General features: G+C 62.5%; 28 protein-coding genes and 1 pseudogene. 17 read left to right on the top strand and 12 right to left on the bottom strand.

Features of this window, described 5'->3' with window-relative positions:
* Window positions 1–333: 333 nt before the first annotated feature.
* The 3 genes from PMI11_RS10385 to PMI11_RS10375 all read right to left on the bottom strand — a co-directional run bounded on the left by PMI11_RS10385 (window position 334) and on the right by PMI11_RS10375 (window position 2,801).
* Window positions 334–1,074 carry an SDR family oxidoreductase gene (locus PMI11_RS10385; RefSeq protein WP_007816397.1) on the bottom strand — a complete coding sequence of 247 codons (741 nt, stop codon included), beginning with the start codon at window positions 1,072–1,074 and terminating at the stop codon, window positions 334–336.
* A 336-nt stretch (window positions 1,075–1,410) separates the two neighbouring features.
* A complete protein-coding gene (locus PMI11_RS10380; protein WP_007816395.1) occupies window positions 1,411–2,394 on the bottom strand; it encodes an aldo/keto reductase in 984 nt (327 codons plus the stop codon).
* Window positions 2,394–2,801 carry a (R)-mandelonitrile lyase gene (locus PMI11_RS10375; RefSeq protein WP_007816394.1) on the bottom strand — a complete coding sequence of 136 codons (408 nt, stop codon included), beginning with the start codon at window positions 2,799–2,801 and terminating at the stop codon, window positions 2,394–2,396. Before PMI11_RS10375 ends, PMI11_RS10380 begins: the two co-directional genes overlap by 1 nt.
* A gap of 108 nt (window positions 2,802–2,909) precedes the next feature.
* Between PMI11_RS10375 and PMI11_RS10370 the strand changes: the two genes are divergently transcribed.
* Window positions 2,910–3,803, top strand: coding sequence for a LysR family transcriptional regulator (locus PMI11_RS10370; protein WP_007816393.1), 894 nt, complete (start codon window positions 2,910–2,912; stop codon window positions 3,801–3,803).
* A gap of 2 nt (window positions 3,804–3,805) precedes the next feature.
* Here the strand turns inward: PMI11_RS10370 and PMI11_RS10365 are convergent, their stop codons facing one another.
* Window positions 3,806–4,489: a glutathione S-transferase family protein gene (locus PMI11_RS10365; RefSeq protein ID WP_007816392.1), complete on the bottom strand. Its 684-nt coding sequence runs from the start codon at window positions 4,487–4,489 to the stop codon at window positions 3,806–3,808.
* 192 nt (window positions 4,490–4,681) lie between these two features.
* On the opposite strand from PMI11_RS10365, the gene PMI11_RS10355 reads away from it, so the two are divergent.
* On the top strand, window positions 4,682–5,629 hold the full coding sequence (locus PMI11_RS10355; RefSeq protein WP_007816391.1) for a LysR family transcriptional regulator: 948 nt from the start codon (window positions 4,682–4,684) through the stop codon (window positions 5,627–5,629).
* 39 nt (window positions 5,630–5,668) lie between these two features.
* Here the strand turns inward: PMI11_RS10355 and PMI11_RS10350 are convergent, their stop codons facing one another.
* Window positions 5,669–6,379 (bottom strand): DNA helicase, encoded by a 711-nt coding sequence (locus PMI11_RS10350; protein ID WP_007816390.1) that lies wholly within the window; start codon window positions 6,377–6,379, stop codon window positions 5,669–5,671.
* Between the two features lie 379 nt (window positions 6,380–6,758).
* Here PMI11_RS10350 and PMI11_RS10345 point away from each other — a divergent pair, with 379 nt between their 5' ends.
* On the top strand, window positions 6,759–7,487 hold the full coding sequence (locus PMI11_RS10345; protein ID WP_007816389.1) for a glyoxalase superfamily protein: 729 nt from the start codon (window positions 6,759–6,761) through the stop codon (window positions 7,485–7,487).
* 24 nt (window positions 7,488–7,511) lie between these two features.
* Here the strand turns inward: PMI11_RS10345 and PMI11_RS10340 are convergent, their stop codons facing one another.
* On the bottom strand, window positions 7,512–7,727 hold the full coding sequence (locus tag PMI11_RS10340) for a hypothetical protein (protein ID WP_007816387.1): 216 nt from the start codon (window positions 7,725–7,727) through the stop codon (window positions 7,512–7,514).
* 50 nt (window positions 7,728–7,777) lie between these two features.
* Between PMI11_RS10340 and PMI11_RS10335 the strand changes: the two genes are divergently transcribed.
* From PMI11_RS10335 to PMI11_RS10310, 6 genes are all read left to right on the top strand, one after another.
* Entirely contained in the window at window positions 7,778–8,146 is a 369-nt protein-coding gene (locus PMI11_RS10335) for an NIPSNAP family protein (RefSeq protein ID WP_007816385.1), read from the top strand.
* A gap of 121 nt (window positions 8,147–8,267) precedes the next feature.
* The gene (locus PMI11_RS10330) at window positions 8,268–8,534 is read left to right on the top strand and encodes a PepSY domain-containing protein (RefSeq protein WP_007816383.1); all 267 of its coding nucleotides are present in this window, start codon (window positions 8,268–8,270) and stop codon (window positions 8,532–8,534) included.
* A gap of 3 nt (window positions 8,535–8,537) precedes the next feature.
* Entirely contained in the window at window positions 8,538–9,104 is a 567-nt protein-coding gene (locus PMI11_RS10325) for a cytochrome b/b6 domain-containing protein (protein ID WP_007816381.1), read from the top strand.
* Window positions 9,101–9,778, top strand: coding sequence for a response regulator (locus tag PMI11_RS10320; RefSeq protein ID WP_007816379.1), 678 nt, complete (start codon window positions 9,101–9,103; stop codon window positions 9,776–9,778). The genes PMI11_RS10325 and PMI11_RS10320 overlap by 4 nt, the downstream gene beginning before the upstream one ends.
* Window positions 9,775–11,097 carry a sensor histidine kinase gene (locus PMI11_RS10315; RefSeq protein ID WP_007816377.1) on the top strand — a complete coding sequence of 441 codons (1,323 nt, stop codon included), beginning with the start codon at window positions 9,775–9,777 and terminating at the stop codon, window positions 11,095–11,097. Before PMI11_RS10320 ends, PMI11_RS10315 begins: the two co-directional genes overlap by 4 nt.
* Window positions 11,098–11,147: 50 nt before the next feature.
* On the top strand, window positions 11,148–11,678 hold the full coding sequence (locus tag PMI11_RS10310; protein ID WP_007816375.1) for an AAA family ATPase: 531 nt from the start codon (window positions 11,148–11,150) through the stop codon (window positions 11,676–11,678).
* 13 nt (window positions 11,679–11,691) lie between these two features.
* On the opposite strand, the gene PMI11_RS10305 is transcribed toward PMI11_RS10310, so the two are convergent.
* A complete protein-coding gene (locus tag PMI11_RS10305; RefSeq protein WP_007816372.1) occupies window positions 11,692–12,315 on the bottom strand; it encodes a TetR/AcrR family transcriptional regulator in 624 nt (207 codons plus the stop codon).
* 196 nt (window positions 12,316–12,511) lie between these two features.
* Here PMI11_RS10305 and PMI11_RS10300 point away from each other — a divergent pair.
* Window positions 12,512–13,250: pseudogene (locus tag PMI11_RS10300) on the top strand (SDR family oxidoreductase).
* A gap of 15 nt (window positions 13,251–13,265) precedes the next feature.
* On the opposite strand, the gene PMI11_RS10295 reads toward PMI11_RS10300, so the two are convergent.
* Complete coding sequence (locus tag PMI11_RS10295) at window positions 13,266–13,598, bottom strand: hypothetical protein (protein ID WP_007816355.1); 333 nt, start codon at window positions 13,596–13,598, stop codon at window positions 13,266–13,268.
* Window positions 13,599–13,699: 101 nt separating this feature from the next.
* Here PMI11_RS10295 and PMI11_RS10290 point away from each other — a divergent pair, with 101 nt between their 5' ends.
* The 4 genes from PMI11_RS10290 to PMI11_RS10275 all read left to right on the top strand — a co-directional run bounded on the left by PMI11_RS10290 (window position 13,700) and on the right by PMI11_RS10275 (window position 17,342).
* Complete coding sequence (locus tag PMI11_RS10290; RefSeq protein ID WP_037071069.1) at window positions 13,700–14,164, top strand: hypothetical protein; 465 nt, start codon at window positions 13,700–13,702, stop codon at window positions 14,162–14,164.
* A 108-nt stretch (window positions 14,165–14,272) separates the two neighbouring features.
* The gene (locus PMI11_RS10285; RefSeq protein ID WP_007816351.1) at window positions 14,273–15,088 is read left to right on the top strand and encodes a chromate resistance protein ChrB domain-containing protein; all 816 of its coding nucleotides are present in this window, start codon (window positions 14,273–14,275) and stop codon (window positions 15,086–15,088) included.
* 1 nt (window position 15,089) lies between these two features.
* Complete coding sequence (gene chrA / locus PMI11_RS10280) at window positions 15,090–16,487, top strand: chromate efflux transporter (protein WP_007816349.1); 1,398 nt, start codon at window positions 15,090–15,092, stop codon at window positions 16,485–16,487.
* Window positions 16,488–16,604: 117 nt separating this feature from the next.
* Window positions 16,605–17,342, top strand: a complete 738-nt coding sequence (locus PMI11_RS10275) for an SDR family oxidoreductase (protein ID WP_007816347.1) — start codon at window positions 16,605–16,607, stop codon at window positions 17,340–17,342.
* On the opposite strand, the gene PMI11_RS10270 is transcribed toward PMI11_RS10275, so the two are convergent.
* Window positions 17,305–18,228, bottom strand: coding sequence for a LysR family transcriptional regulator (locus PMI11_RS10270; RefSeq protein ID WP_007816346.1), 924 nt, complete (start codon window positions 18,226–18,228; stop codon window positions 17,305–17,307). The two genes, PMI11_RS10275 and PMI11_RS10270, sit on opposite strands and share 38 nt — an antisense overlap.
* A 218-nt stretch (window positions 18,229–18,446) precedes the next feature.
* Here PMI11_RS10270 and PMI11_RS10265 point away from each other — a divergent pair, with 218 nt between their 5' ends.
* Window positions 18,447–19,436, top strand: a complete 990-nt coding sequence (locus PMI11_RS10265; RefSeq protein WP_007816344.1) for a hypothetical protein — start codon at window positions 18,447–18,449, stop codon at window positions 19,434–19,436.
* A gap of 41 nt (window positions 19,437–19,477) precedes the next feature.
* On the opposite strand, the gene PMI11_RS10260 is transcribed toward PMI11_RS10265, so the two are convergent.
* Together PMI11_RS10260 and PMI11_RS10255 are read right to left on the bottom strand one after the other, a co-directional pair.
* Window positions 19,478–19,858, bottom strand: coding sequence for a DUF4180 domain-containing protein (locus PMI11_RS10260; RefSeq protein ID WP_007816342.1), 381 nt, complete (start codon window positions 19,856–19,858; stop codon window positions 19,478–19,480).
* A 16-nt stretch (window positions 19,859–19,874) separates the two neighbouring features.
* Window positions 19,875–20,297 carry a helix-turn-helix domain-containing protein gene (locus tag PMI11_RS10255; protein WP_007816327.1) on the bottom strand — a complete coding sequence of 141 codons (423 nt, stop codon included), beginning with the start codon at window positions 20,295–20,297 and terminating at the stop codon, window positions 19,875–19,877.
* A gap of 148 nt (window positions 20,298–20,445) precedes the next feature.
* Between PMI11_RS10255 and PMI11_RS10250 the strand changes: the two genes are divergently transcribed.
* Entirely contained in the window at window positions 20,446–20,898 is a 453-nt protein-coding gene (locus PMI11_RS10250; RefSeq protein WP_007816326.1) for a pyridoxamine 5'-phosphate oxidase family protein, read from the top strand.
* A gap of 50 nt (window positions 20,899–20,948) precedes the next feature.
* Here PMI11_RS10250 and PMI11_RS10245 read toward each other — a convergent pair whose 3' ends face one another.
* On the bottom strand, window positions 20,949–21,806 hold the full coding sequence (locus tag PMI11_RS10245) for an MBL fold metallo-hydrolase (protein ID WP_007816325.1): 858 nt from the start codon (window positions 21,804–21,806) through the stop codon (window positions 20,949–20,951).
* A gap of 122 nt (window positions 21,807–21,928) precedes the next feature.
* Here PMI11_RS10245 and PMI11_RS10240 point away from each other — a divergent pair, with 122 nt between their 5' ends.
* Window positions 21,929–22,549: a TetR/AcrR family transcriptional regulator gene (locus PMI11_RS10240; RefSeq protein ID WP_007816324.1), complete on the top strand. Its 621-nt coding sequence runs from the start codon at window positions 21,929–21,931 to the stop codon at window positions 22,547–22,549.
* The last annotated feature ends 78 nt before the right edge of the window (window positions 22,550–22,627 follow it).

Below are 22,627 nucleotides of genomic sequence, written 5' to 3'. Positions count from 1 at the left end.
GCGTGGCGATGCTTTCGGGTGGGTGAAGAGCAGAGACAGCGGAGCTGCACTGGCGTTCGGAACAATGCCAAACCGGTCTCTTGCCGCCACCCGATGAACGTGTTCAACCGCCGATAGCCCGCGGCTATCCGGCGATAGGGGTGAAACTGGATTGAGACCGGTACTTACTTAGGCAAAGTCTACCTCGATACGCCTATGCTCTTCGCGGGTATCGATAGCAAATGATCGGCGCAAAGGGGAGAGCAACGCCGCAGCCCGATGATATCGGCTGCGGCATTGCGGCATTTATGCAACTTTGTGCTGAAGGTTGCTTCGTCTGCCAGCTTGTTCCCGTCAGAGTTCCTGCGCCGTCGGCCGGAACAGGATCTCGTTGATATCGACATCATCAGGCTGGGCGATCGCGAAGGCGACGACCCTTGCGAAGCTCTCGGCCGGGATGGCGTAGCGTTCGTAGAAATCCGCAATGCCGGCCGCGACATCGGCCTCGGTAATGCTCTGCGGCAGCTCGGACTCCACAGCACCGGGCGAGACGATCGTCGTGCGGATATTGTAGGGCTTCACCTCCTGGCGCAGGCCCTCCGAAATGATGCGGACGGCAGTCTTGGTCGCCGCGTAAACGGCGCTGCCGGGGCGAACCTTGTGGCCAGCGACCGATGAGACGTTGATGATATGGCCGCTCTTCTGCTCTTTCATATGGGGAAGGGCGGCGGCAATGCCGTAGAGCACGCCTTTGAGGTTCACATCGATCATCCGGTCCCAATCGTCGATCTTGCCGCGCTCCAAGGGCGAGTGCGGCATGAGGCCGGCATTGTTGACGATGACGTCGATGCGACCATGCAGACGGACGGCGTGATCGACGAGGTGCTTGACCTGATCGGCCTGCGTCACGTCGGTCTCGATGGCGGAACCTTCGGGCAGGCCGAGTTCATTCGAGAGCGCCTGCAGTCTGTCGAGCCGCCGGGCACCCAGCACGACCTTGGCGCCGGCATTGGCGAGATGACGGGCGGTCGCTTCGCCGAGGCCGCTGCTGGCGCCGGTGATGACGACGGTTTTTCCCTTGATGTTGTCAGACATGGTCATTCCTTTTGCAGAGCATCGTCGGCCTGTTTTGATAACGGAAATGCTCTATCTCGTTGTTTTCACAGAAAATCGCTGCGTGCTTCTGCTGGCGCCCGTGGCCCCCTCATCCGCCCTTCGGGCACCTTCTCCCCGCAGCGTAGAAGGGGGAGCCTGTAGCGCTGTCTGCAACGAATCAGGACGCTTTGAGGGGTGGCTGGACGTCGCTGCGCACCCCTTCTCCCCATCGGGGAGAGGTGGCCCGAAGGGTCGGATGAGGGGCCACGGGCTCAACCTTGCCCACTATCCGACCTGATATTGTCAGCCATGACAAGTCCTCTCGGTGCCTTCCGCTTACCGCCCAACACGCGCCTGCAAATGAGCCGGGTAGCGATCTCCCTGCACGGTGACATCCGCCAACGCCGCTTCGATATCCTGCAGATCCTGCGCCGTTAGTTCGATTGCCGCGCCGCCGATATTCTCTTCCAGCCGGTGCAGCTTGGTAGTTCCGGGGATCGGTGCGATCCACGGCTTTTGCGCCAGCAGCCAGGCGAGCGCGATCTGGGCCGCCGTCGCTTGCTTGGCGGCGGCGATGCCTGATAGCACCGCCACGAGGCCTTGATTGGCCTTACGGTTTTCTTCCGAAAAGCGCGGCACGACGTTACGGAAATCCGTCTTGTCGAAACTGGTGTTCTCGGTGATCGCGCCTGTCAGGAAACCCTTGCCGAGCGGGCTGAACGGAACGAAGCCGATGCCGAGTTCTTCGAGCAGCGGCAGGATTTCCTTCTCGGGCTCGCGCCACCAGAGGGAATATTCGCTCTGCAGGGCGGCGACGGGCTGGACCGCATGCGCCCGGCGGATCGAACCGGCGCCGGCCTCGGACATGCCGAAATGCTTGACCTTGCCGGCGGCGATCAGATCCTTCACCGCACCGGCGACATCTTCCATCGGCACTTCGGGATCGACGCGGTGCTGGTAGAAGAGATCGATGCAATCCGTGCGCAGCCGCTTCAAAGCGGCATCGGCGACCTCACGGATGCGCTCGGGGCTGCTGTCCTGGCCCTTGCTGACATCACCGTCGCGAAAGCCGAATTTGGTGGCGATCACCACCTGGCCGCGGAAGGGTTCGAGTGCTTCGCCGAGCAGTTCCTCATTGGCGCCCTGGGCATAGGCTTCGGCCGTATCGAAGAAGGTCACGCCGCGGTCGAAAGCGGTGCGGATGAGGGTGATGGCGGCCTGCTTTTCAGTCGCCGGGCCGTAGCCATAGCTCAGCCCCATGCAGCCGAGGCCGAGGGCCGAGACTTCGGGGCCATGCGTTCCGAGTTTGCGCTTCTGCATTATCGTGTCTCCATCAGGTGATATTGTTCGTCCGTGACCTTCTCCATCCAGTCGACGGGACTACCGTTCAGCTTTTCAGCGATGGCGATGTGGCTCATGGCCGTGCTTGCCGTGGCGCCGTGCCAGTGCTTTTCGCCAGGTGCGAACCAGACGATGTCGCCCGGCCGGATCTCCTCGATCGGGCCGCCTTCGCGCTGCGCCCAGCCGAGGCCGGAGGTGACGATGAGCGTCTGGCCGAGCGGATGGGTGTGCCAGGCGGTGCGCGCCCCCGGCTCGAAAGTCACCGTGGCGCCGCCGACGCGGTCGGGATCATCGTTGTCGAAACGGGAGTCGAGACGCACGGTTCCGGTGAAATAGGCCTCCGGACCCGGAACGGAGGGTGCGAAGCCGCTTCGTTTGATCTGCATGTCTGATGTCCTTGCCTGCGGATAATTTCTGTTGATCTTCATTTAGCGTCTACGCAGTTCTGCGATTAGGAGCTAAATTCCGCATGAACCTATTAGGACACCTTATGAATGAGCCGGACTAACCTTGACGACATCTCCGCTTTCCTGACCGTCGCGCGCGAGGGCAGTTTTACGCGGGCTGCTGCCATGCTTGGGGTTTCGCAATCCGCACTCAGCCAGACGGTGCGCGGCCTCGAAGAGCGGATGGGCCTGCGGCTGCTCACCCGCACGACGCGCAAGGTTTCGCCGACCGTTGCCGGCGAGCGGCTGATCCAGTCGGTCGGGCCGCGGCTTGAGGAGATCAACGCGGAGCTCGCGCAACTATCGGCGCTGCGCGAAAAGCCCTCGGGCACAGTGCGCATTTCGGCAGGCGAGCAGGCAGCAGAGCTGATCCTCCTCCCGACCGTGGAGAGGCTGCTGCCGCAATATCCCGATATCGCCATCGAAATCCTTGTTGATAACGGCTTGACCGATATCGTCGCCGAACGCCTCGATGCCGGCGTGCGGCTCGGCGAACAGGTTGCGAAGGACATGGTGGCCGCGCGCATCGGCCCGGATGTCAGGATGGCCGTCGTCGGCTCCCCCGGTTATTTCGAGGGGCGAGATCGCCCGCACACACCGCATGACCTGACGGAGCACAATTGTATCAATCTGCGACTGCCGACGGCGGGCGGCTTCTATGCCTGGGAATTCGAGCAGGGCGGCCGGGAGCTGCGCGTGCGAGTGGAGGGCCAGCTCGCGGTCAATACCGGCGCGCTGGCCGTGAAGGCGGCCATTGCGGGCGCGGGTCTCGCCTTCGTGCTGGAAGACCGAATTCGCGGCGATCTCGAGGCGGGCCGACTGACCCGCGTGCTTGCAGACTGGTGCCCGCCCTTTTCAGGCTTCCACCTCTATTATCCCAGCCGGCGCCAACCGACGCCGGCCTTCGCCGTGGTGGTGGATGCGCTGCGCTATCGCGGCTGAGTTCAGAAGCCCAAGCGCTTGAGATCGTCGGGGAGAAAGTTCTGGCCGCTGCGGTTCTTGACGGCGGGCAGATCAGCCATGCGCGCCTGCCACTGCGTCAGTGCGTCGAGGCCTGACGGGACGATGCCGGCGACTTCGGCGAAGGCGAGGCCGGCGAGCAAGGTGATGTCGGCCATCGAATAGGTCTCGCCTGTCAGGAAGGCTTGCTTGCCGAGGATCTCGTTGAAATAGCGCAGACCCTCCTTTGCCTTCTCGCCCTCGCGCTCGCCCATTTCGGTGCGGCCCGGCCATTGTGGGCTCTTGAAGGCCTGCAATGCCGCGCCGAGGCCGGGTGTGGCGTGATGGAAGTAGATGCCGACGGGGTCGAGCACATAGGCCTCGGCGCGCCGCTGCATCATATGGATGAGAGCCTTTTCCTTCGGGGTGCGGCCGGTGAGCTCCGGCTTTCCATCGAGATTGTCGAGATATTCGGTAATCGCTATGCTTTCGGAAATCAGCGTGCCGTCATCCAGTTCCAGCACCGGCAGTACGCCCGATGGGTTCTTCGCAAGGAAGGCGGGCTGCTTGTGCTCGGCGGCGATAAGGTCGACCGGCACGAACTCGATTTCGGAATCCAGACCCTTTTGCGCCAGCACGATGCGGATGCGCATGGGGTTTGGGAAGCCCGGTCTGTCGTAGATTTTCATGGAATTCTCTTTTTTTAGGGTAGGCGTGAAGGCGCGCCTCTTCGATCGAGAGGACACCGAGCCCGAGGGATTGCCGATCAAGGTTTGGAAGGGCGGAAAGCTGTTGGCCGCGCTTCTTGCCAAGATATGGCATGCAGCCTATTGTTTGATAATTAGCCCCTATCTGATCACGCTGTAAAGCAAGGCTGCACAATGGACCGAGCGGAACTGGATGGTCTTGCCATATTTCTGGCAGTGGCCGAGCAGAATGGATTTCGCGCAGCCGCACGTCAGCTGGGCCTGACCCCATCGGCGATCAGCCAGGGCATCCAGACGCTGGAACGGCGGGTGGGGGCTGCGCTGTTTGCAAGGACGACCCGCAGCGTGCGGCTGACGGAAGCGGGCCAGAAGCTGCTTGCGCATGCCAAGCCGGCAGCAGCGATGTTTCAGGCCGGCGTGAACGCCGCCCGTGATCTCGGCGAACAGCCGAGTGGTAACCTGCGCATCAATGCGCCGCGCCCGGCGGTTTCGCTGCTGATCAACAGCCTGCTGCCTGATTTCCACGAGGCCTATCCTGGCATCAGTCTGGAACTTGTCGGCGATGACGAGTTCACCAACATCGTCGAGCAAGGGTTCGATGCCGGCATCCGGCTCGGGCATACGATCGAGCTCGATATGGTCTCGACCTGGCTGACGCCGCCGGACAAGTTCGTTGTTGTCGGCGCGCCGAGCCTGCTCAGGAAATATCCCAGGCCCGGCCATCCGCGAGAGCTGCAGGGGTTGCCCGTTCTCTTGACCCGGCGAGGCGGGCAGGTGTCGCGGACCTGGGAATTCGTCGATGGCAGCGAGAGCCTGAAGGTTGCGGTCGATGGTCCGCTCATTCTCAACGACTACGAAGCCTCGATCCGGGCAGCCCTTCGCGGCGTCGGCTTTCTCTACACGGTCGGCTCGGTCATCAGGCACTATATCGAGCAGGGAAGCCTCATTCCGGTGCTGGAGGATCACGCCCGCGATGTGCCGGGGCTCTGCCTCTATTACCCGAGCCGCAGCCAGTCGCTGCCCAAGCTCAGGGCCTTCGTCGACTTCGCGACGAAGCGCATGCGGCAGGGAATGACGTCGGATGCATTCTCGGTGCAGCCGCAGCGGTCACCAGAAAGCTGAGGGCCGGCGTCCGGCGGACACTGGCCCTCGCTTTACGATTTAGGCCACGCGCTGAAGCCGGACTTCGCGATCGTGCAGGAAGCAGGCCTTGGTGAACAGGCTGAGATCGAGCTGGTTCGGCAGACGGATGTCGGTCAGATCCGGCAAGCCCTTGCCATCGGCTTCGAAGGACCGGTCGATCTGTGAGATGAAGGCCAGCACGATGCCTGTTTCACGGGCAAAGCTGCGAAGCGCGGTCACCTGTTCCGAAAGGCTCGGCTTGATGCGCTGCTGGTCGAGAATCTGCAGATAGTCGATGACAGCGACCGTTCCCCGCGGGGCACCGGCGAGATGGCGCATGATGTAATCGGCGCTGATCTCGTCCGAGGTGACGATCTCCACCTTATCGCCAAGCGCTTCCCCTTCGGGCAGGGCATGGATGCGCTGCAGGGTCTGCTGCTTGGTATATTCGAGCGTGAAGAAGGTCGCCCTTCGCTCCTTTGCAACGGCGTCGAGGAGAAGCTGCAGGCCAAGCAGGGTTTTACCGTGTCCCGGACGAGCGGCGATCAGCAACAGGTCGCCATCCGCAAGCTGTGACAGCATGGATGTTGTCGATCCCTCGGTTTCATAGCGCGAGGCAAGCAGGCTCCAGGCCGGAAAGCCTTCTTCCTCGGCGATACGGTCCAGCGCCTGATGGAGCGGGATCGTATCGGTCCGCGCCAGCACTTTCGCCCGGCGCTTCAATTGATAGATCGGTGCAGACAATTTCATTCAAACCTCCATTGCGAGCCGGAAACGCAACCCCTCCTTATGCGGTGCTCGAACAGATGGTTCTGTCGTCGATTACCCCGCATGGACGATGCTTCCCGGATGGAGGGAGGAGGCTTGGGTAGAGCCTTGTCCAAGAGGTAGCGGCCGGCGCGATTCGCGACAAGCCCGAAATTGTGGGGCCGGAAATTGCAGCAGCGGCTCCGCTTGACGCCGATATTGGGCCTGTTACGCTTCGAATCAGGCCAGTGTTGCCTGCCGCTCGCTTCCCCCCCGGGGAATGGTGAACGCACTGATATTATCATGGTCTGATCCGCCCCGGCGATTCATCAGCAATGCGAGCACTGACCTCTTTCAGAGTCGCCCGGGTGAGGATGGACCGATGAAAAGCTTTCTGGAATCGAAGGCGATGGCACGGGTGCTGCGGCAGTCGCTGGCGGCCCGCAATATCGACATCTCCCACAGCGAATGCCTGGAACTGGTGGCGCGGCAATTCGGCCTGACAGACTGGAATGTGCTCTCGGCACGGATCGAGACCGCCAGGGCGAAGATGGAGCCGCTGCCGATGCCTTCGGGCTGGTTTGCGACCAGCTTCACGAACCCGCAGCGCTTCCGTTTCGGCCTCGATCAATCGTCGCCAGGCAGCGCGCTGATCGAATGCATTGCCGAGCGCAGCCTCGATCTCGGAAACGAGCGCTTCGCCTGCATGATGCAGAGCATCGATGCCGATCTCTATCGCGGTTCGAGGCTTTGCCTGACAGCGCAGATCCGCTGCGAGGAGGCCGAGCTCGGCACGATCTGGATGCGCATCGATGGGGCCGAACGCCAGCCGCTGCGCTTCGACAATATGCTGACGCGGCCGGAAGGCGGGCCTGTCTCCGGCACGGTTGGCTGGACGGCACGTTCCGTTGTGCTCGATATTCCCAAGGAGGCCGCCAGCATCCATTACGGCTTTCTGCTTCGCGGACACGGCAGGCTCTGGGCGCGCGGTTTCCGGCTTGAGCGGGTTGCCGACACTGTCGCGACCACCGAGATCGCAGCGGAGATGCAGGACCGGCGAAACCTGCCGCAGCAGCCGATCAATCTGGATTTCCGGCCGGTTGTCAGGTGAAAATTGCGGCCGCCATGGCCCGCATCAATCCGTTACACCCGCAATATCCTCCTGAATGAACTTTATCAGCATCAGGCTTGCGCACTGGCTGAGCAGGCGGTCCCGCTCATCGGCAAGATCGTCATCGAAGCGCCGGCAGAGACGCTCATAGCTCTGCCGGAACGGCGAAGCGGGGAGGTATTTCGCCTCCAGGCGCTGCCGCGTTTCCTGCAATTCCCTTAGATCTGGCGGTGTGTGCATGGCCGGCATCTCCTGATGAGCTATATGCTGACATGGGAGGAATTTTCTTGATGTCGACCATGCCCGTCACCTGCGAGGTGCGCTACCGCCTCGATCCAAAGAAACGCGCGGAATTCGAAGCTTATGCCGAGGTCTGGGTCCAGCTGATCGAGCGCTATGGCGGAACGCATCATGGATATTTCATGCCGCGCGAAAAGCCAGGAGGGGCGGGCTTGAGTTTTCCCGGTGCCGGGGCGGATGGGGCGAGCAATATTGCCATCGCTCTCTTCACCTTCCCGGATGAGGAAACCTATCTCGACTACCGCGCCAGCGTCGCCACCGATCCTGACAGTATCGCGGCCAATGCACGCTTCGGGGCCGATCCGCCGTTCAGGAGTTACGAGCGCCTGTTTCTGCGACCGCTGCCGCGCAGCGGATAGGGCGTGGAGGATATTTCTCGGCGGCGAGAGGTCGTCTGCGATCCCCGACAGCAAACAGACAGCTTCGCCGCGCTACCCCTCTGCCCGTCGCCCGCAAGGGGCAGCAGCAAAGGGTAAAATCATGAAGCTGAAACTGATCGCCGCTCTCGCAATCCTGTCGTTTTCGCCGGCCTTGGCGCTGGCAAGTCCAAGCTGCACGAAGGAGCCGAAATCCAAATGGATGCCCGAGGCGGCCATGAAGGCGAAGATCGAGACCATGGGCTACAAGGTCAAGACCTTCGAGATCACGGGCAACTGTTACGAGATCTACGGCAAGGACAAGAACGGCGACCGCGCCGAGGTCTATTTCAATCCGGTTTCCGGCGACATCGTCCAGAAGGGCGATTGAGCGATGACGGGTATCTCGTCGAAAAGGGAGGGCGCCCAGCCCTCCAACGCCGCCCGGCAGACGATTCGGGTGTGGGACCCGGTCGTCAGGCTGTTTCACTGGACGATCGTGACTGCCTGCGCGCTCAACCTCTTCATTCTCGAAGAGGGCAAATACTGGCACCGCATCACGGGTTATGTCGTCGCTGCGGCAATCGTCATTCGCATCCTCTGGGGTTTCGTCGGTACAAAACACGCTCGCTTTTCCGATTTCCTGCCGACGCCAAGCAGGGTGATGGAGCAGATACTCGATATGATCGATAGCAGCGAGAAACGTTACCTGGGTCACAATCCTCTGGCATCGGTTATGATGCTGCTCCTGATGGCATTGCTGGCCGCAACGGCGCTGACCGGCTGGATGACGACGCTCGACGCCTTCTGGGGCGAAAAGTGGCTCGAAAAACTGCACGGCACTATCGCAAACGGTATCATGGTGCTTGCCTTCGCCCATGCGGGCGCTGCCATCATCGAAAGCTGGAGACACAGGGAAAATCTCGTCTGGTCGATGGTCACGGGTCGAAAGAAGGCATGAGGATACTGCTGATCGAGGATAGTTCCCGGCTTCGCGAACTACTTTGCGAAGCCATCCGCGATGCCGGCTGGAAGATCGATGCTTTTGCGCTGGCGCAGGAAGGTCGGCTTGCCCTTGAGGGAACGGACTACGACCTGCTGCTTCTCGACCTCGGCCTGCCGGATGAGGATGGGATCGCGTTTCTGCGGTCGATCAGGGCCGCCAAGGTTCAGATGCCGGTGCTGGTACTCACGGCGCGCGGCGCGGTCGACGAACGCATTGCAGGGCTCGATGCCGGTGCCGACGACTATCTCGTCAAACCCTTTCACAATGGCGAGCTGATCGCTCGCATCCGCGCGCTGACGCGGCGTGCGCCGGCAACCGCTATGCCTGTGCTGGAATTCGCCGCGCTGCAATATGATGTGGCCTCGCGGCGGGTGATGTGCGGCGGCGGCGAGATCGCGCTCGCGCCTTCAGAAAAGGGTCTGCTCGAACTGTTGATGCGCAATGGTGGCCAGGTGGTGCCCAAGCCGAAGATCGAGCATGCCTTCTCGGAATTCGGCGACGAGCGCAGCAGCAATGCCGTGGAGCTTGCGGTTTCGAGACTGCGCAAGAAGCTCGACGGACACCCGACCAAGGCGCTGATCGAGACCGTGAGGGGTGTCGGCTACATGATGCGGGAGGCGCGCGGGTGAGCGTGAAATCGCCAACGCTGGGCGCGATCCTGACTCAGCGCATCGCCTTCTTTGCGGTGCTGGCCATGGTGGTGCAGCTCGTGGTGATCTTTTCGGACTATTACTGGAATGTCGGAGAGCTTTCGCGCCTCTTCGTGGAGCAGGAGACCGAGCGGCTTGCCTCCGGCATCACGGCGGAGGAGAACGACACCGTGCACTACCGGCTTCCCGACAGCGTCGAGGGTCGTTACGGGCAGGCACAGACCGGCTATGTGGCGCGTATTCGCGGGGCCGATGGCGACCTGATTTTCCAGTCCTGCGATTCCGCCTGCGAAAGCCGCTTCCTACCGCCCGATGTGAACCCGCCGGATTTCTGGCTGCGGTCGCTTGCGCCGGGCAAGCCGTTGACGCTGGTCGGAGGGCGGGCCTTCACGATCGGCGGCCAGCGCTTCGTCGTCGATGTCGCGACGATGGGCGATCCGCAGGACGTGATATCTGATGTCCTCTGGAATGAAGTGATCGCGCATATGATCGTGCCGATGAGCATCCTCCTGGTGCTGGTGCTCGGCGCCACCTTGCTTTCCGTGCGCCAGGCGCTGAAGCCGGTGCGGATTGCGGCCGAGGCGGCGGAACGGATGGATCCGATGGATTCGCGCTCGCATCTGCAATTCCAGGACATGCCACGGGAGGTCGCGCATCTCGCCGTGGCCGTCAACCGGGCCTTCGAGCGTGTCGGCGAGCTGATGAGATCCCAGAAGATCCTGACATCGGGCATCGCGCACGAGGTGCGCACGCCGCTTGCAGCAATCAAGCTGGAGCTCGGCCATATCGACCATCCGCGGGCACGCAAGGCTGAAGCCGATCTCGACGATCTCGTGCGCTTCGTCGGCCAGATCACCGCGCTCGCAAGGCTCGATACTTTCGATCACGGCATGTTCGAGGAGGTTGACCTCGTCGCGCTTGCATCAAGCGTGGTGGAGCAGCTGGCGCCCTGGGTCTACGAGAACGATCACTCGCTGGAATTCTCCGCGCAGGTGGATGCTGCCATCGTGCAGGGTGTGCCGGCCCTGCTGAAGGATGCCCTGCGCAACCTTATCGACAATGCCGTTCGCCACACGCCCGCGCATACCGATATCGTCGTGCGGGTCAGCCGTAATCTGATCCGTGTCGAGGACCGGCACCCCGCCGGCATCCGGCAAGCATGCGATGTCACTGCCCATACGGACGGCCTTGGGATCGGCCTGAAGATCGTGGAGCGCATTGCCGCGATCCACCGGGGTTCGCTTCGTCGCTCTGCCGGCAGGCAGGGCCACATCTTCGATCTGGAAGTCGGCAGATAATCGCGTCTGCGCCACGCTTCATTTTACATCATCTGTCATCGGAGGGTTCCATGATCAAATCCGTCGTTATTTCCGGCTGTTCGGGTGGCGGAAAATCGACATTGCTCGAAGAGCTTTCCCGGCGCGGTTACGCGACCGTCGAAGAGCCCGGACGCCGGATCGTGAAAGAGGAGCTGGCCGGGCAGGGCGCAGCCTTGCCCTGGGTCGATCCGGTGGCTTTTGCCCGGCGGGCGATCGCGATGGCGCTCGAGGATCAGAAGCTTGCAGAAGCGCAGACGGGCTGGACGTTTTTCGATCGCGGCCTGATCGATGCCGCCGCCGCGCTGCAGGCCACGACCGGAGAAGCGGTGCTGGAGACGCTGCGGGATCGGCATCGTTATCATCAGACGGTGTTCCTGACGCCGCCCTGGCCGGAGATCTATGTCAACGATCCGGAGCGACGGCACGGCTTTGAAGAGGCGGTTGCCGAATATGACCGGTTGACTTCGGCCTATCCTGAGATCGGCTATGAGGTCGTCCTTCTGCCGAAGGTCGATGTCGCGGCGCGGGCGGATTTTCTGCTGAGCCAGCTGCGGGAGTGACCGGCGATCGCGATCACGCGCTGTCCAAGGCGGCCTTTAGATAGCCGATGACGGCGCGTTTGACGCGCAGCGCCAGCCCGTTCCTGTCTTCTTCGCCATGCTCGCCCGCTGCATCAATCATGCCCTTGATGATCGCCACCACATCGCGCGCAGCGACATCGATATCGGGCTGCGGCGGCATGTCCGGCCGCAGGAGCGTATTGCGGGTGAGCTCGAAGAAGCGCTGCTTGACCTGCTCGGTCTCCGCATCGAGCGGCAGGCGCGCCTCTTCATAGTCCAGCAGGCGGGCTAGGGCAGGGCGTTCAAGCTGCTGATGGACGCATGGGTTGATGAGGGCAGAGAGCGCCTCTTCGCCGGTCGGCTGATCGGCCGCACTTTCCGCGTCTCCGACCAATGACATCGTCTGCCGCAGGATCAGTGCGCCGATCAGCGCATCCTTGCGCGGGAAATACTGGTAGAGCGAGCCGACGCTGACGCCGGCCTTTTCCGCCACCGCATTGGTGGAAAAACCCTCGTGGCCGCGTTCCTCCAGAATGCGAGCCGCAGCCTCGACGATCGCACTCACCGTGGCGAGCGAGCGGGCCTGTTTGGGCGCTTTTCGGGGCGAGGAGCGGCTCTGGTAGGGGCTTTCGGACATTGTTGGAAATGGCGCCTGAAATGCGAGTAGCGGGAAAGCGAGTTATCGCTCACATTACAGGCGTCAGATCAAGCGCACAAGCGATCGGGCAACACAGCGGGATCTGAGATCTTCTAGCGCCTTACCGGAACCGGCGACGCGCATACGACGTGCTGTGCCTTCGATTACTCGCGCCGCAGGAACAGGAGAGTTACATATGTCAAACGAGATCAAGACCGCCATCGTCACCGGCGCATCCAGGGGCATCGGTGCGGCGATTGCCAGAGAGCTCGCAGCCGACGGCTTCCAGACCGTCGTCAATTATGCGGCAAGTGCCGCGCAGGCCGAAGAGGTGGTTGCGGCCATCGCAACGGCCGGCGGCCGCGCGCTGGCGCTCCACGCTGATGTCTCCGACCCGCAGGCAGTCGCCGACCTTTTCGAGCGCACGGAAGCGGAATTCGGAACCGTCGAGGTTCTCGTCAACAATGCCGGCGTGACCACTTTCGGCCCGCTCTCCGACGTGAGCGACGAAGACTACCATCGCCTGGTCGCCGTGAACCTCACCGGCACCTTCAACGGCATGCGCGAGGGCGCAAGGCGGCTACGCGACGGCGCGTCGTATCATCAATCTCTCCACCAGCATCATCGGGCATTATTCGCCGGGCAATGCCGTCTACGCGGCGACTAAGGCGGCGGTGGAAGCGATGACGCATATCCTTGCGAAGGAACTCGGCCCCCGCAGCATCACCGTCAACGCCGTGGCGCCGGGGCCGGTCGCGACGGAACTGCTTCTCGCCGGCCGCTCCCCGGAGCTGATCCAGCGCCTGACCAACGAGATCCCCCTCGGCCGGCTCGGGCTGCCGGAAGATATCGCCCGGATCGTTTCGTTTCTGGCGAGCGCTGAGAGCGGGTGGATAAACGGGCAGGTGATCCGCGCGAATGGCGGGCGGAACTGATGGGAGGGCGAGGCTTCATCCTGCGGGCAGGGCATAGCCGGTCGGGCTCAGTTTCTCGAGCACGTTGAGAACCGTCCAGTCGGCAGCCGCCGCCGCCCAATCCGCCATGTCCGGCTTGCCCTGCACACGCCCCGCGACCGCCAGCGCCGTCTGTCGCGCGAGCGCATGGATGGCGATCTGCGTGGCCGCGCAGCGCGCCATTCCATAGGCTTGCGCCACCACCTCCAGTCGCCGGATCTGTTCGTCGCCGGTATAGTCGTCGTCCCCGAGGTCGAGCCAGGCAAAGGCGAAATAGCCGAGATCCCAGAGGCGAAGGCCGGGAGCGAGCGTGTCGAAATCATGCCGCACGGCAGGCGATCACGGAACACCGCGTTCGTCGGACCCCAGTCGTTGTGGCACATGACTTCCGCGCCCGTGTCCCGAACAAGCGGAAAATCCGCAGTCGCGTCGTGGAAGCGTCTGATGAGGCGAGCGGCAGCTGCAAGCTGGGCATCATCGAAGTGGCCGAGATCGTCAGGCACATGGCCGGAAATGAAGCTCAGCACTTCGCGCTGCTGATCGTCCACGCCCAGGAAGCGTGGCACAGCATCAAAGCCACGCTCTTCGAGGTGAAGGAGAAGACCATGCACATGCGTCCTGTCCCTCGTGACCGGGCGCCTGACGGTATCCCCGACCCGGACCACGCCAGCAGTAATGCGACCGCCGGTCAACGGGGTTTCTTTCGTGCTCATCCGACAAGACTAGCCGCAATCCATGAAGGGAGGAATGGCCCGTTTGCCAAGCATGGCGCTATCCGAGTATCCGATGACGGCATGGTTTCTTCCACCGCGGCGTGGGGATTTTGCCGCCTGCCGGACAGACGCTTCAACGTCGGCGGATTACCGCCTAAAAGACAGTATCCTCCCACAGCTTGACACGAAAAACGACGGCGCGCATAAAAACCATATGGGGTTGCGATCACCCCACGAGGCGACATGCCGAAGAATCGCGTCCATCGAAACCGAACAACGGAGGGACGCGTCTTGCCTTCATTTCTCGAAATATCCTCAGACAAACTCAACCGTATCGTCGGCATACCCAATGCGCCTGTCATCGTCGATGTGCGCATCGAGGATGACTTCGCCCGCGATCCGCGGCTTGTGCCGGGCTCGATCCGGAAATCTCACACCGATGTTACGGAATGGGCTGCCAGCCTTGCCGGGCCGGTGGTTGTCGTCTGCCAGGCGGGCGGCAAGCTCAGCCATGGGGTTGCCGCCCATATCAGGCATGCCGGGGGCACTGCGGAAGTGCTGGAAGGCGGCTTTGAGGCCTGGATAAGGGCAGGCGGCTCGGCTGTGCCCGTCGACAGGCTGCCGCCGCGCGACCGGCAGGGCCGGACCGTCTGGGTCACGCGTGCGCGTCCGAAGATCGACCGCATCGCCTGTCCGTGGCTTATCCGGCGCTTCGTCGATCCTTCGGCGGTTTTTCTCTTCGTGCCGACATCAGACGTCGCCATGGTTGCCGACCGCTTCGGTGCCGTGCCGTTCGACATCGAGGACGTCTTCTGGAGCCATCGCGGCGAGCTCTGCACCTTCGATGTTATGATCGAGGAACTCGGCCTTGCTTCCGGGCCGATGTCGAGGCTCGCAACGATCGTTCGCGGCGCCGATACCGCCCGGCCGGACCTTGCTCCTGAGGTTGCCGGGCTGCTGGCCGCTTCGCTCGGCCTGTCGCGCATGTTCGTCGACGATCTCAAGCAGCTGGATGCCGGCATGCTACTCTATGATGCCTTCTATCGCTGGTGCCGCGACGCCACGGACGAAACGCACAACTGGCCTTCCGCGAAAAAGGGAGGCTGACATGAGCAGCGCCGTCACCCATGCGACGCCCGATACCAGGGCGTCGCCAAACCCGCATGGCGTTACCTTCGGCGAGGCCTTTCGTGTCTGGCTGCGCGTTGCAGCCCTCAGCTTCGGCGGACCGGCCGGGCAGATCGCGGTCATGCACCGCATCGTCGTCGATGAGAAGAGGTGGATCGGCGAACAGCGTTTCCTGCATGCGCTGAACTATTGCATGCTGCTTCCGGGACCGGAAGCGCAGCAGCTTGCCATCTACATCGGCTGGCTGATGCATCGGACCGCCGGCGGTCTGGTTGCAGGCATCCTGTTCGTGCTTCCGGGCTTCCTGTCCATCCTGGCGCTCAGCTATCTCTACGTGACCCTCGGCAGCGTCGATGCTGTCGAGGGGCTGTTCTTCGGCCTGAAGGCGGCCGTGCTTGCCGTCGTCATTCAGGCGGTGGTCAGGGTCGGCGGCCGCGCGCTGAAGAACAGGGCGATGATCGGGATCGCAGCCGCCGCTTTCCTGGCGATCTTCCTCTTCCATGTGCCTTTTCCGGTCATCATCCTGGCAGCTGCCATCATCGGCTTTCTGGGATCGAAGTCGGGCTCCCGTCTGTTCCAGGGTGGTGGCGGGCACAAGGCAGCCGGCGGCGCGGTTCTGTCCGACGCGGACGCGCTGCTTGGAGAGGAGATACCGGATCACGCGCGACCGAATCTTCGCTGGTCGCTGAGGATCTCGTCGGTGTTGCTGGCGCTCTGGCTGTTGCCGCTGCTGCTGCTCTATCTCTTCCTTGGACCGAACGACATCTTCACGCAGATCGGCGTATTCTTCAGCAAGATGGCGATGGTGACTTTCGGCGGCGCCTATGCCGTGCTCGCCTATGTCGCGCAGGAAGCCGTCCAGCATTTCGGATGGCTGAAGCCCACCGAGATGCTCGATGGTCTGGGCATGGCGGAAACGACGCCCGGGCCGCTGATCATGGTTCTCCAGTTCGTCGGCTTCATGGGGGCCTATCGCGATCCCGGCAGCCTCAGTCCGATGACGGCAGCCACGTTCGCCGCCATCCTGACGACGTGGGTGACCTTCGTTCCCTGTTTTCTCTGGATCTTCCTTGGCGCACCCTTCATCGAGAAGCTGCGCGGCAATGCGGCGCTGGCAGGGGCGATGTCGGCCATTACGGCAGCCGTCGTCGGCGTCATCCTCAATCTCGCGATCTGGTTCGGCCTGCATTTCCTGTTCCGGAGTGCGGAGGTGCACAGCCTTGGCCCCTTCTCGATCGAGTTGCCCGTCTGGGCGTCGCTGTCGCTGCCATCGCTGCTCCTGAGCCTTGCGGCAGCTATCGCGATCTTCCGGTTCAAGCTAGCGGTCATTCCGGTCCTGCTGGGCTGCGCGGTCGCCGGGATGGTCTGGCCGGTCTGAGACATCGCCAGCGTGGTGGGCCGCACCATCGGAAGAGCCGATGGCGCCATCGGTTTCTTCCGTTTTTCTTCCGGCCCGGTGCAAGGCATCTGCTCTCCAGCCAAGAAGGAGATGCAGATGACGGTTACAAGGATCGAAGGCGCGAACATCATCGTTATCGGCGGCAGTTCCGGCATGGGGCTGGCGCTGGCGCAGCGGCTGCTGACCGAAGGAGCGCGGGTGACGATTGCCGGGCGCAGTGCTGAGAAGCTTGGGGCGGCACGGCGGGAGCTCGGCGATCCTGCTGATCTCAGGGCCGCCGTCCTCGACCTCACGCGGGAAGAGGAGGTTGCCGCCTTCTTCCGCGATTGCGGGCCGGTCGATCATATCGTCAGCACGGCGGCGGATATCGAGGGGGCTTACCAGCTTCTGCCGGATCTGCGGCTTTCGGCGGCTCAGCGGGTTATCGAGAGCAAGTTCTACGGGCCGCTGCTGCTCGCCAAATACGGCGCGCCGTGCCTGCCGCCGTCTGGCTCGATCACCTATACGTCAGGTGTTGCGGCCTATCGGCCGGCGGCGCGGGGTTCGGTCGTCGCTGCCGTCAATGCGGCGCTGGAAGGGCTTGTGCGGGCGCTTGCCGTGGAGCTTGCGCCTCTGCGCGTCAACGCGGTATCGCCGGGATGGGTGGATACGCCGATCTGGACTTTCGTGGCCGGTGACGCCAAGCAGGCGACGCTGGAGGCGATGGCCAGGCGCCTGCCGGCGGGCCGCGTCGGCCGGCCCGAGGATATTGCCGATGCGATCCGCTTCCTGATCGGCAACGGCTTTACGACAGGCACTATCCTGCACGTCGAAGGCGGGCATCGGCTGGTCTGATTGGCCGCAGATCCGCGCTCGCCGACGCGAGCAACAGGGAAAGCGCCGGCGGCTGCACGCGCCGGCGCCGCCACAGCATGATCAGCGAGGCGGTGGGCCTGTCACCCGGCCAAGGCAGTTCCACGACATCGCCGCGCTCGACAGCCGGATTGGCGGCGAGATACGGGACAAGGCAGTAACCGGCGCCGGACGCAACGAGGCGGATGATCGTCCGGATGCTGTCAGCCTGAGTGACGATATCAGGTGCGGCAATGCCCGCATCGGCGAAGGCAGTGTCGAAGAGGCGGCGGTAGACGCAACCTGTTTGCGTGGCAATGAAAGGTAGCCGGCTCAAGTCCCCAAGGCTCTCTGGCGGTACCGCTTCGGCATTGCGGCCTGCAATCAGCACCAGCGGCTCACGCGAGACGAGGCGGGTCACGAACCGCTCGTCCTGTTCTCCGCGATCGAAGGTGAAGGCGACGTCGATCGAGCCATCTTCCAGCCGGCGCTGCAATTCACCGCTGCCAGCGATCTTCAGCGCCAGGCCGATATCGGCATGGGCCTCGCGAAAGCGAGACAGGAAGGGCGTGAGCTTCTCTGCAGCGATGGTTTCGAGCGTGCCGATTGCAAGCGATTGTGCTCCGAGGCCGGCCGCTGCACGGGTTGCCGCTTTTGCCTCGTCGTTCAGCGCAAGGATCTCCTCGGCATAGGCCTTAAGCGTGTCACCGGCCGGTGTCAGGGTCACACCCTGCCGGGAGCGCTCGAAAAGCTGGACGCCCAATTCCTCTTCAAGCGCCTGCATCTGGTCGCTGAGGCTCGACTGGGCGAGGTTCGCCTCGCTGGCAGCACGGGTGAAATTGCCGTGCCTTGCGACCGCTAGGAAGGTTTTCAATTGTCGTGGGTTCATCTCTGGCTCCGTGCTCCCCAGCAAGGATGGGCACTCCCTGGCTATATCAGGCGGCTGGGCGCAGCGGGAGTCTTTCCGCCTGGCCATCGCCGATAGCCGCATAGCAGGTCTGGGCCTTCGGCCGGGCGCCATCTCTGCGCCGAGCCCTGCGATATTGACACAGCCACCAGCTTGACCAAACTGTGCCGCGTATTTGCAAGCCACGAGGAGCCTTGCCAATGCCATCAGAAACTTCCGTGATCGACTGGCTGCTTGCCTCAGATCCCGCCATCAGCTGGCAGGTGCTGCGCGATCTGCTCGACGCACCGGAGCCCGTATGGTCGGCCGAACGGCAGAAAGTCGAGCGGGAGGGGTGGGGCGCCAAGCTATTGTCCTTTCAGGATGCCGATGGCCAATGGGCGGGCGGATCCTTTCTGCCCAGCGATTTCACGCGCGAGGAATGGCAGGCGACCGGCCAGCCCTGGACGGCGACGAATTTCTCGCTGACGCAGCTTCGCGAATTCGGTCTCGACCCGCGTTCCGAAAGCGCAAGGAGAACCGTCGCGCTCATCGGCGCCAATTGCCGCTGGGACGAAGGCGGGCAGCCCTTCTGGGAGGGCGAGGTGGAGGAATGCATCAATGGCCGCACGGTTGGCGACGGCGCCTATTTCGGCGTCGATGTTTCGCCCATCGTGGAAAGATTGCTCGGCGAGCGTCAGTCGGATGGCGGCTGGAATTGCGAGCGGGCGAATGGCTCGATGCGGTCCTCCTTCCACACGACGATCAATGTGCTGGAAGGGCTTCTGGAATATGAGCGGGCAACCGGCGGCACGGAGCAGTCGCGCGAGGCAAGACGGTCGGGCGAGGATTATCTGCTGGCGCGGCACCTGATGCGGCGTCTCAGTACGGGTGAGCCGGTGGACGAAAAATTCATGCAGTTCCTGCATCCGAACCGCTGGCGCTTCGATGTGCTACGGGCGCTCGATTACTTTCGCGCCTCAAGCCTGCTGACGGGGGCTGCGCCCGACATTCGGCTGAAAGAGGCAATCGAATACCTCCGCCTGCGGCGACTGGAGGATGGTCGCTGGCCGCTCGACTGGCGCGTGTCCGGCAGGGCCTGGTTCGTGATGGATGACGGTGAGGGAGAGCCTTCACGCTGGGTGACGCTCAGGGCGCTCAGGGTGCTGAAGTGGTGGGATGGCCGGCAGGCTGAACATGCCGTTGCGTGAGGTTGTTGCGACATCCGGCATTGTCTTGGGTAATCCGTGGTTTAGGCCGGCGTGCTGAAAGCCGAAAGCTTGGCCTCGAACTCTTCCATTGTATCGAGAAACCAGCAGGTCGTGCCGCGATTGGCTTCAAGAACGAAGCTTTGCAGCGCCTTGCTGGCGGCAAGCTCCGCATCGATCCTGCCGATGATGGCGATACGAACCTTGTAGTTGACGAATTTCTGGATCGCAGCACCTGCAATGCCAGAGCGGAGCGTGAGGAAACCCTCGGGCAGGCGGGCGACAGGCAGCACTACCCAATCGACGGCTTCGCCGAGTGCCTGGCCGATCAGATCGTTGATGCCGCTTTCAGCCGATAACGGCTTGCCATCGGGATTGCGGAGGAGCACGCGAAAGCCGTGCGAGAGCCTGATATCATTGCTCACGGCATGTCCTTTCTGGTCAGCGGAGCGCCTTCAGATAAGCGTCCAGGCTGTTCAACAGTTCCGCCGTATCCGACGGCGTGCCGATCAGGATGAATTTCTGGAGCTGCCGTTCCGCATCATAGGCGGCGTTGAACTGCATGACGTGCGGACGCCGATGCCGCGAGATCAGCATGGCCTGCATCAGCACCGTCAGGCGGTTCGACATTTCGGCGGAGAGATCGGGCACCTCGACGACGCTGGTAACATAGACCTCGGCCTGCAGGGCCGGGGCGCTGTTGCTGACACCGGCAAAGGCTTCGAGGTCGGAACGCAGGATGCGGTAGGATTTGCCGATGCGCGTGGCGCGCAAACGCTCTTCGCGGATGAGCCGCAGCACGGTCTTCGGGTGCAGTTTCAGGCGCTCGGCCGCCTGTTCAGCAGTGTAGAACTCTTCCGACATAATCCGTATTATTCTCTATCATGATTTTCATTTCGGATAATAAGGAATATTTCGGAATAATCCAGATCGATATTCGCCTTGATGAGGATCAATGCGGAATGCCCGATAGCCGCACATGCTTCAGCCATCAAACCGAACGGAGCAAGCCATGGATGAAGCGATCAGGAAGACGATCCAGGCGATACTGGATGGGCAACGGATCATGAGTGTTGCGACGCTCCGGCCAGACGGCTGGCCGCAGGCGACGACGGTCGGTTACGTCAATGACGGGCTGACGCTCTATTTTCTCTGCGGCCCGGACAGCCAGAAGGCCGCCAATCTGGCGCGAGACAACAGGATGTCGCTGACGATCAACCCGGATGCCGGCCAGTTGATGCAGATCACCGGCCTGTCGATGGCCGCGCATGCCGAGAAAGTGGAAGACCCTGACGAGGCCGAGAAGGTGCTCCAACTGATGCCTGCGAAATATCCTGTTCAAGAGGGTCTGGCGATCGCCATGCCAACGCGGGACCAGATCTGCATCTTCCGCGTCGTGCCGAAGGTGATTTCGGTGCTCGATTATTCCAAGGGGTTCGGGCACGCCGATCTCGTCACGCTCTGATGCGGCGTGCCGCGCAGAGGCGCGGCAGCCTGGTGCTGACGGCGTGAAAGTCAGGCGCCCTTGGCGACCTTGGCAGCGCCCCAGAGCGAGCCGGGATTGGCACGGTTGGGGTGAAGCGCCAGCATGGCGTCGAACAGTTCTCGCGCTGTCGTCGTTTCCAGCTCAAGCCTGTTGAAATCACGCAGATATTGCTGAGTCTCGTCGATGATATGAGGATCGTCGTCATTTTCGGGGATCTTGTGGCCGGCGACGACGGCCTTGGGCCTCAGCTCTTTCAGCCTGTCCAGCGTTTCGATCCAGTGCAGCCGGCTCTCACGCGTGGTTTCGCCGAGGTAGCAGTGGATGCCGTTATAGACGACGTCTCCGCCGACGATCAGCCCGATCGAGGGAACGTGGAGCGCGGTCGAGTGCGACATGTCGGTATGGCCGGCATCGATCGGGATCAGCTTGTGGCCTTCGAGTTCCAGGTCCGGCGCCTCGAGGACGTCGGCTACGGCCATGTTCTCGGCGATCTCGCCGGGGAAGAGTTTGCGCCAGAAGCCGTCGAGCATGTCGGGTGCGCTCTGGCGGCGCATCGCCTCCACCACATCCGATACGGCATAGGCCTTCGCATCGGGGAAGCGTTTCAGCAGAGCACCAATGCCGAAGAAGTGGTCGCCGTGGCCATGGGTGATGTAGATCGCCTTCAGCCGCTTGCCGCTCGCTTCCACCCAGTCGGCGAGCGTCTTCGTCTGCGGTTCGGTCAGGAAGGTATCGACGAGCACGGCATCGCGTTCGCCCGAGATCAGCGTGGCGGAATTGGCGACCCACTGAAGGGATGGATCGCCAGCCGGCACATCGCGGCTGAGGCCGGGGCGGCGGATTGTCAGGACATCATAGCGCAGGTTGGGAGTGGGGCTTGAGGTCATGGGGGCAATTCCTTGAAAAAGTTGGAGTTAAGGCGGCTGAGCGAGCGGGAAAGCCCTTGATTTTTGTCGTCAGGCAATAAATATATGACCGGTCGTCTTTAATTATTCAAGAGGAAACGAACGTGGAAAAGCAGACCCGCCGCGGCCCCAAGCCGAATATGCAAATGCGGGAGAAACTCATCGAGGCGGGTCTGAAGGAGATCCATGCCAATGGGTTTGCCGCGACCGGCATCCAGAAGATCGTCGATGACATCAAGGTCCCGAAGGGCTCCTTCTACAATTACTTCGACAGCAAGGAGGCCTTCGGCGCAGCGGTTTCCGATCGCTATTCCGAACAGGCACTTGCCCGGCTCGTGGGCTTTCTTGCCGATGCCGACAAACCGCCCCTTCGCCGCCTCAAGGCCTATTTCGACGATCGCGTCGCATCCTTCGCCTTGAGAGGCCATACGCAGGGCTGCGTGCTCGGCAACTTCAGTGCTGAGACGGTCGACCATAGCGAGTTGATCCGCCAGCACGTTGCAGCGCATTTCGGCCGCTGGAGCGAGGTGATTGCGGCCTGCCTGGCCGAAGCACAGAGAGACGGCACATTAACCGGCGAGCTGCCGGCCGGAACACTTGCGGATTTCATCCTGAACAGTTGGGAAGGGGCGATTCTGCGCATGCGCGCCGAGCGCAGCGGGGCGCCGCTCGAGACATTCAAGCACATGGTCTTTGATGTGCTGCTGCACGGCAAGGCGCATTGAAGCCTATTTACCTCGGTTAAGGAGAAATCTCCATTCCGGTTCGAGCATTTACCATCTTTTCCGGCGTCACAGATCGGC

The organism is Rhizobium sp. CF142 (assembly GCF_000281145.1).
GTDB lineage: Bacteria > Pseudomonadota > Alphaproteobacteria > Rhizobiales > Rhizobiaceae > Rhizobium.
This window is presented reverse-complemented; position numbering and strand designations above follow the sequence as displayed.

What these genes read in the sequence shown, in the direction of transcription:
- PMI11_RS10275 (WP_007816347.1), top strand. Translation starts at nt 16,605, where the DNA reads ATGACGGTTACAAGGATCGAAGGCGCGAACATCATCGTTATCGGCGGC.
- PMI11_RS10385 (WP_007816397.1), bottom strand. Translation starts at nt 1,074, where the DNA reads ATGTCTGACAACATCAAGGGAAAAACCGTCGTCATCACCGGCGCCAGC.
- PMI11_RS10255 (WP_007816327.1), bottom strand. Translation starts at nt 20,297, where the DNA reads ATGTCGGAAGAGTTCTACACTGCTGAACAGGCGGCCGAGCGCCTGAAA.
- PMI11_RS10320 (WP_007816379.1), top strand. Translation starts at nt 9,101, where the DNA reads ATGAGGATACTGCTGATCGAGGATAGTTCCCGGCTTCGCGAACTACTT.
- PMI11_RS10345 (WP_007816389.1), top strand. Translation starts at nt 6,759, where the DNA reads ATGAAAAGCTTTCTGGAATCGAAGGCGATGGCACGGGTGCTGCGGCAG.
- PMI11_RS10265 (WP_007816344.1), top strand. Translation starts at nt 18,447, where the DNA reads ATGCCATCAGAAACTTCCGTGATCGACTGGCTGCTTGCCTCAGATCCC.
- PMI11_RS10330 (WP_007816383.1), top strand. Translation starts at nt 8,268, where the DNA reads ATGAAGCTGAAACTGATCGCCGCTCTCGCAATCCTGTCGTTTTCGCCG.
- PMI11_RS10335 (WP_007816385.1), top strand. Translation starts at nt 7,778, where the DNA reads ATGTCGACCATGCCCGTCACCTGCGAGGTGCGCTACCGCCTCGATCCA.
- PMI11_RS10305 (WP_007816372.1), bottom strand. Translation starts at nt 12,315, where the DNA reads ATGTCCGAAAGCCCCTACCAGAGCCGCTCCTCGCCCCGAAAAGCGCCC.
- PMI11_RS10375 (WP_007816394.1), bottom strand. Translation starts at nt 2,801, where the DNA reads ATGCAGATCAAACGAAGCGGCTTCGCACCCTCCGTTCCGGGTCCGGAG.
- PMI11_RS10250 (WP_007816326.1), top strand. Translation starts at nt 20,446, where the DNA reads ATGGATGAAGCGATCAGGAAGACGATCCAGGCGATACTGGATGGGCAA.
- PMI11_RS10245 (WP_007816325.1), bottom strand. Translation starts at nt 21,806, where the DNA reads ATGACCTCAAGCCCCACTCCCAACCTGCGCTATGATGTCCTGACAATC.
- chrA (WP_007816349.1), top strand. Translation starts at nt 15,090, where the DNA reads ATGAGCAGCGCCGTCACCCATGCGACGCCCGATACCAGGGCGTCGCCA.
- PMI11_RS10270 (WP_007816346.1), bottom strand. Translation starts at nt 18,228, where the DNA reads ATGAACCCACGACAATTGAAAACCTTCCTAGCGGTCGCAAGGCACGGC.
- PMI11_RS10340 (WP_007816387.1), bottom strand. Translation starts at nt 7,727, where the DNA reads ATGCACACACCGCCAGATCTAAGGGAATTGCAGGAAACGCGGCAGCGC.
- PMI11_RS10365 (WP_007816392.1), bottom strand. Translation starts at nt 4,489, where the DNA reads ATGAAAATCTACGACAGACCGGGCTTCCCAAACCCCATGCGCATCCGC.
- PMI11_RS10380 (WP_007816395.1), bottom strand. Translation starts at nt 2,394, where the DNA reads ATGCAGAAGCGCAAACTCGGAACGCATGGCCCCGAAGTCTCGGCCCTC.
- PMI11_RS10370 (WP_007816393.1), top strand. Translation starts at nt 2,910, where the DNA reads ATGAGCCGGACTAACCTTGACGACATCTCCGCTTTCCTGACCGTCGCG.
- PMI11_RS10355 (WP_007816391.1), top strand. Translation starts at nt 4,682, where the DNA reads ATGGACCGAGCGGAACTGGATGGTCTTGCCATATTTCTGGCAGTGGCC.
- PMI11_RS10325 (WP_007816381.1), top strand. Translation starts at nt 8,538, where the DNA reads ATGACGGGTATCTCGTCGAAAAGGGAGGGCGCCCAGCCCTCCAACGCC.
- PMI11_RS10310 (WP_007816375.1), top strand. Translation starts at nt 11,148, where the DNA reads ATGATCAAATCCGTCGTTATTTCCGGCTGTTCGGGTGGCGGAAAATCG.
- PMI11_RS10350 (WP_007816390.1), bottom strand. Translation starts at nt 6,379, where the DNA reads ATGAAATTGTCTGCACCGATCTATCAATTGAAGCGCCGGGCGAAAGTG.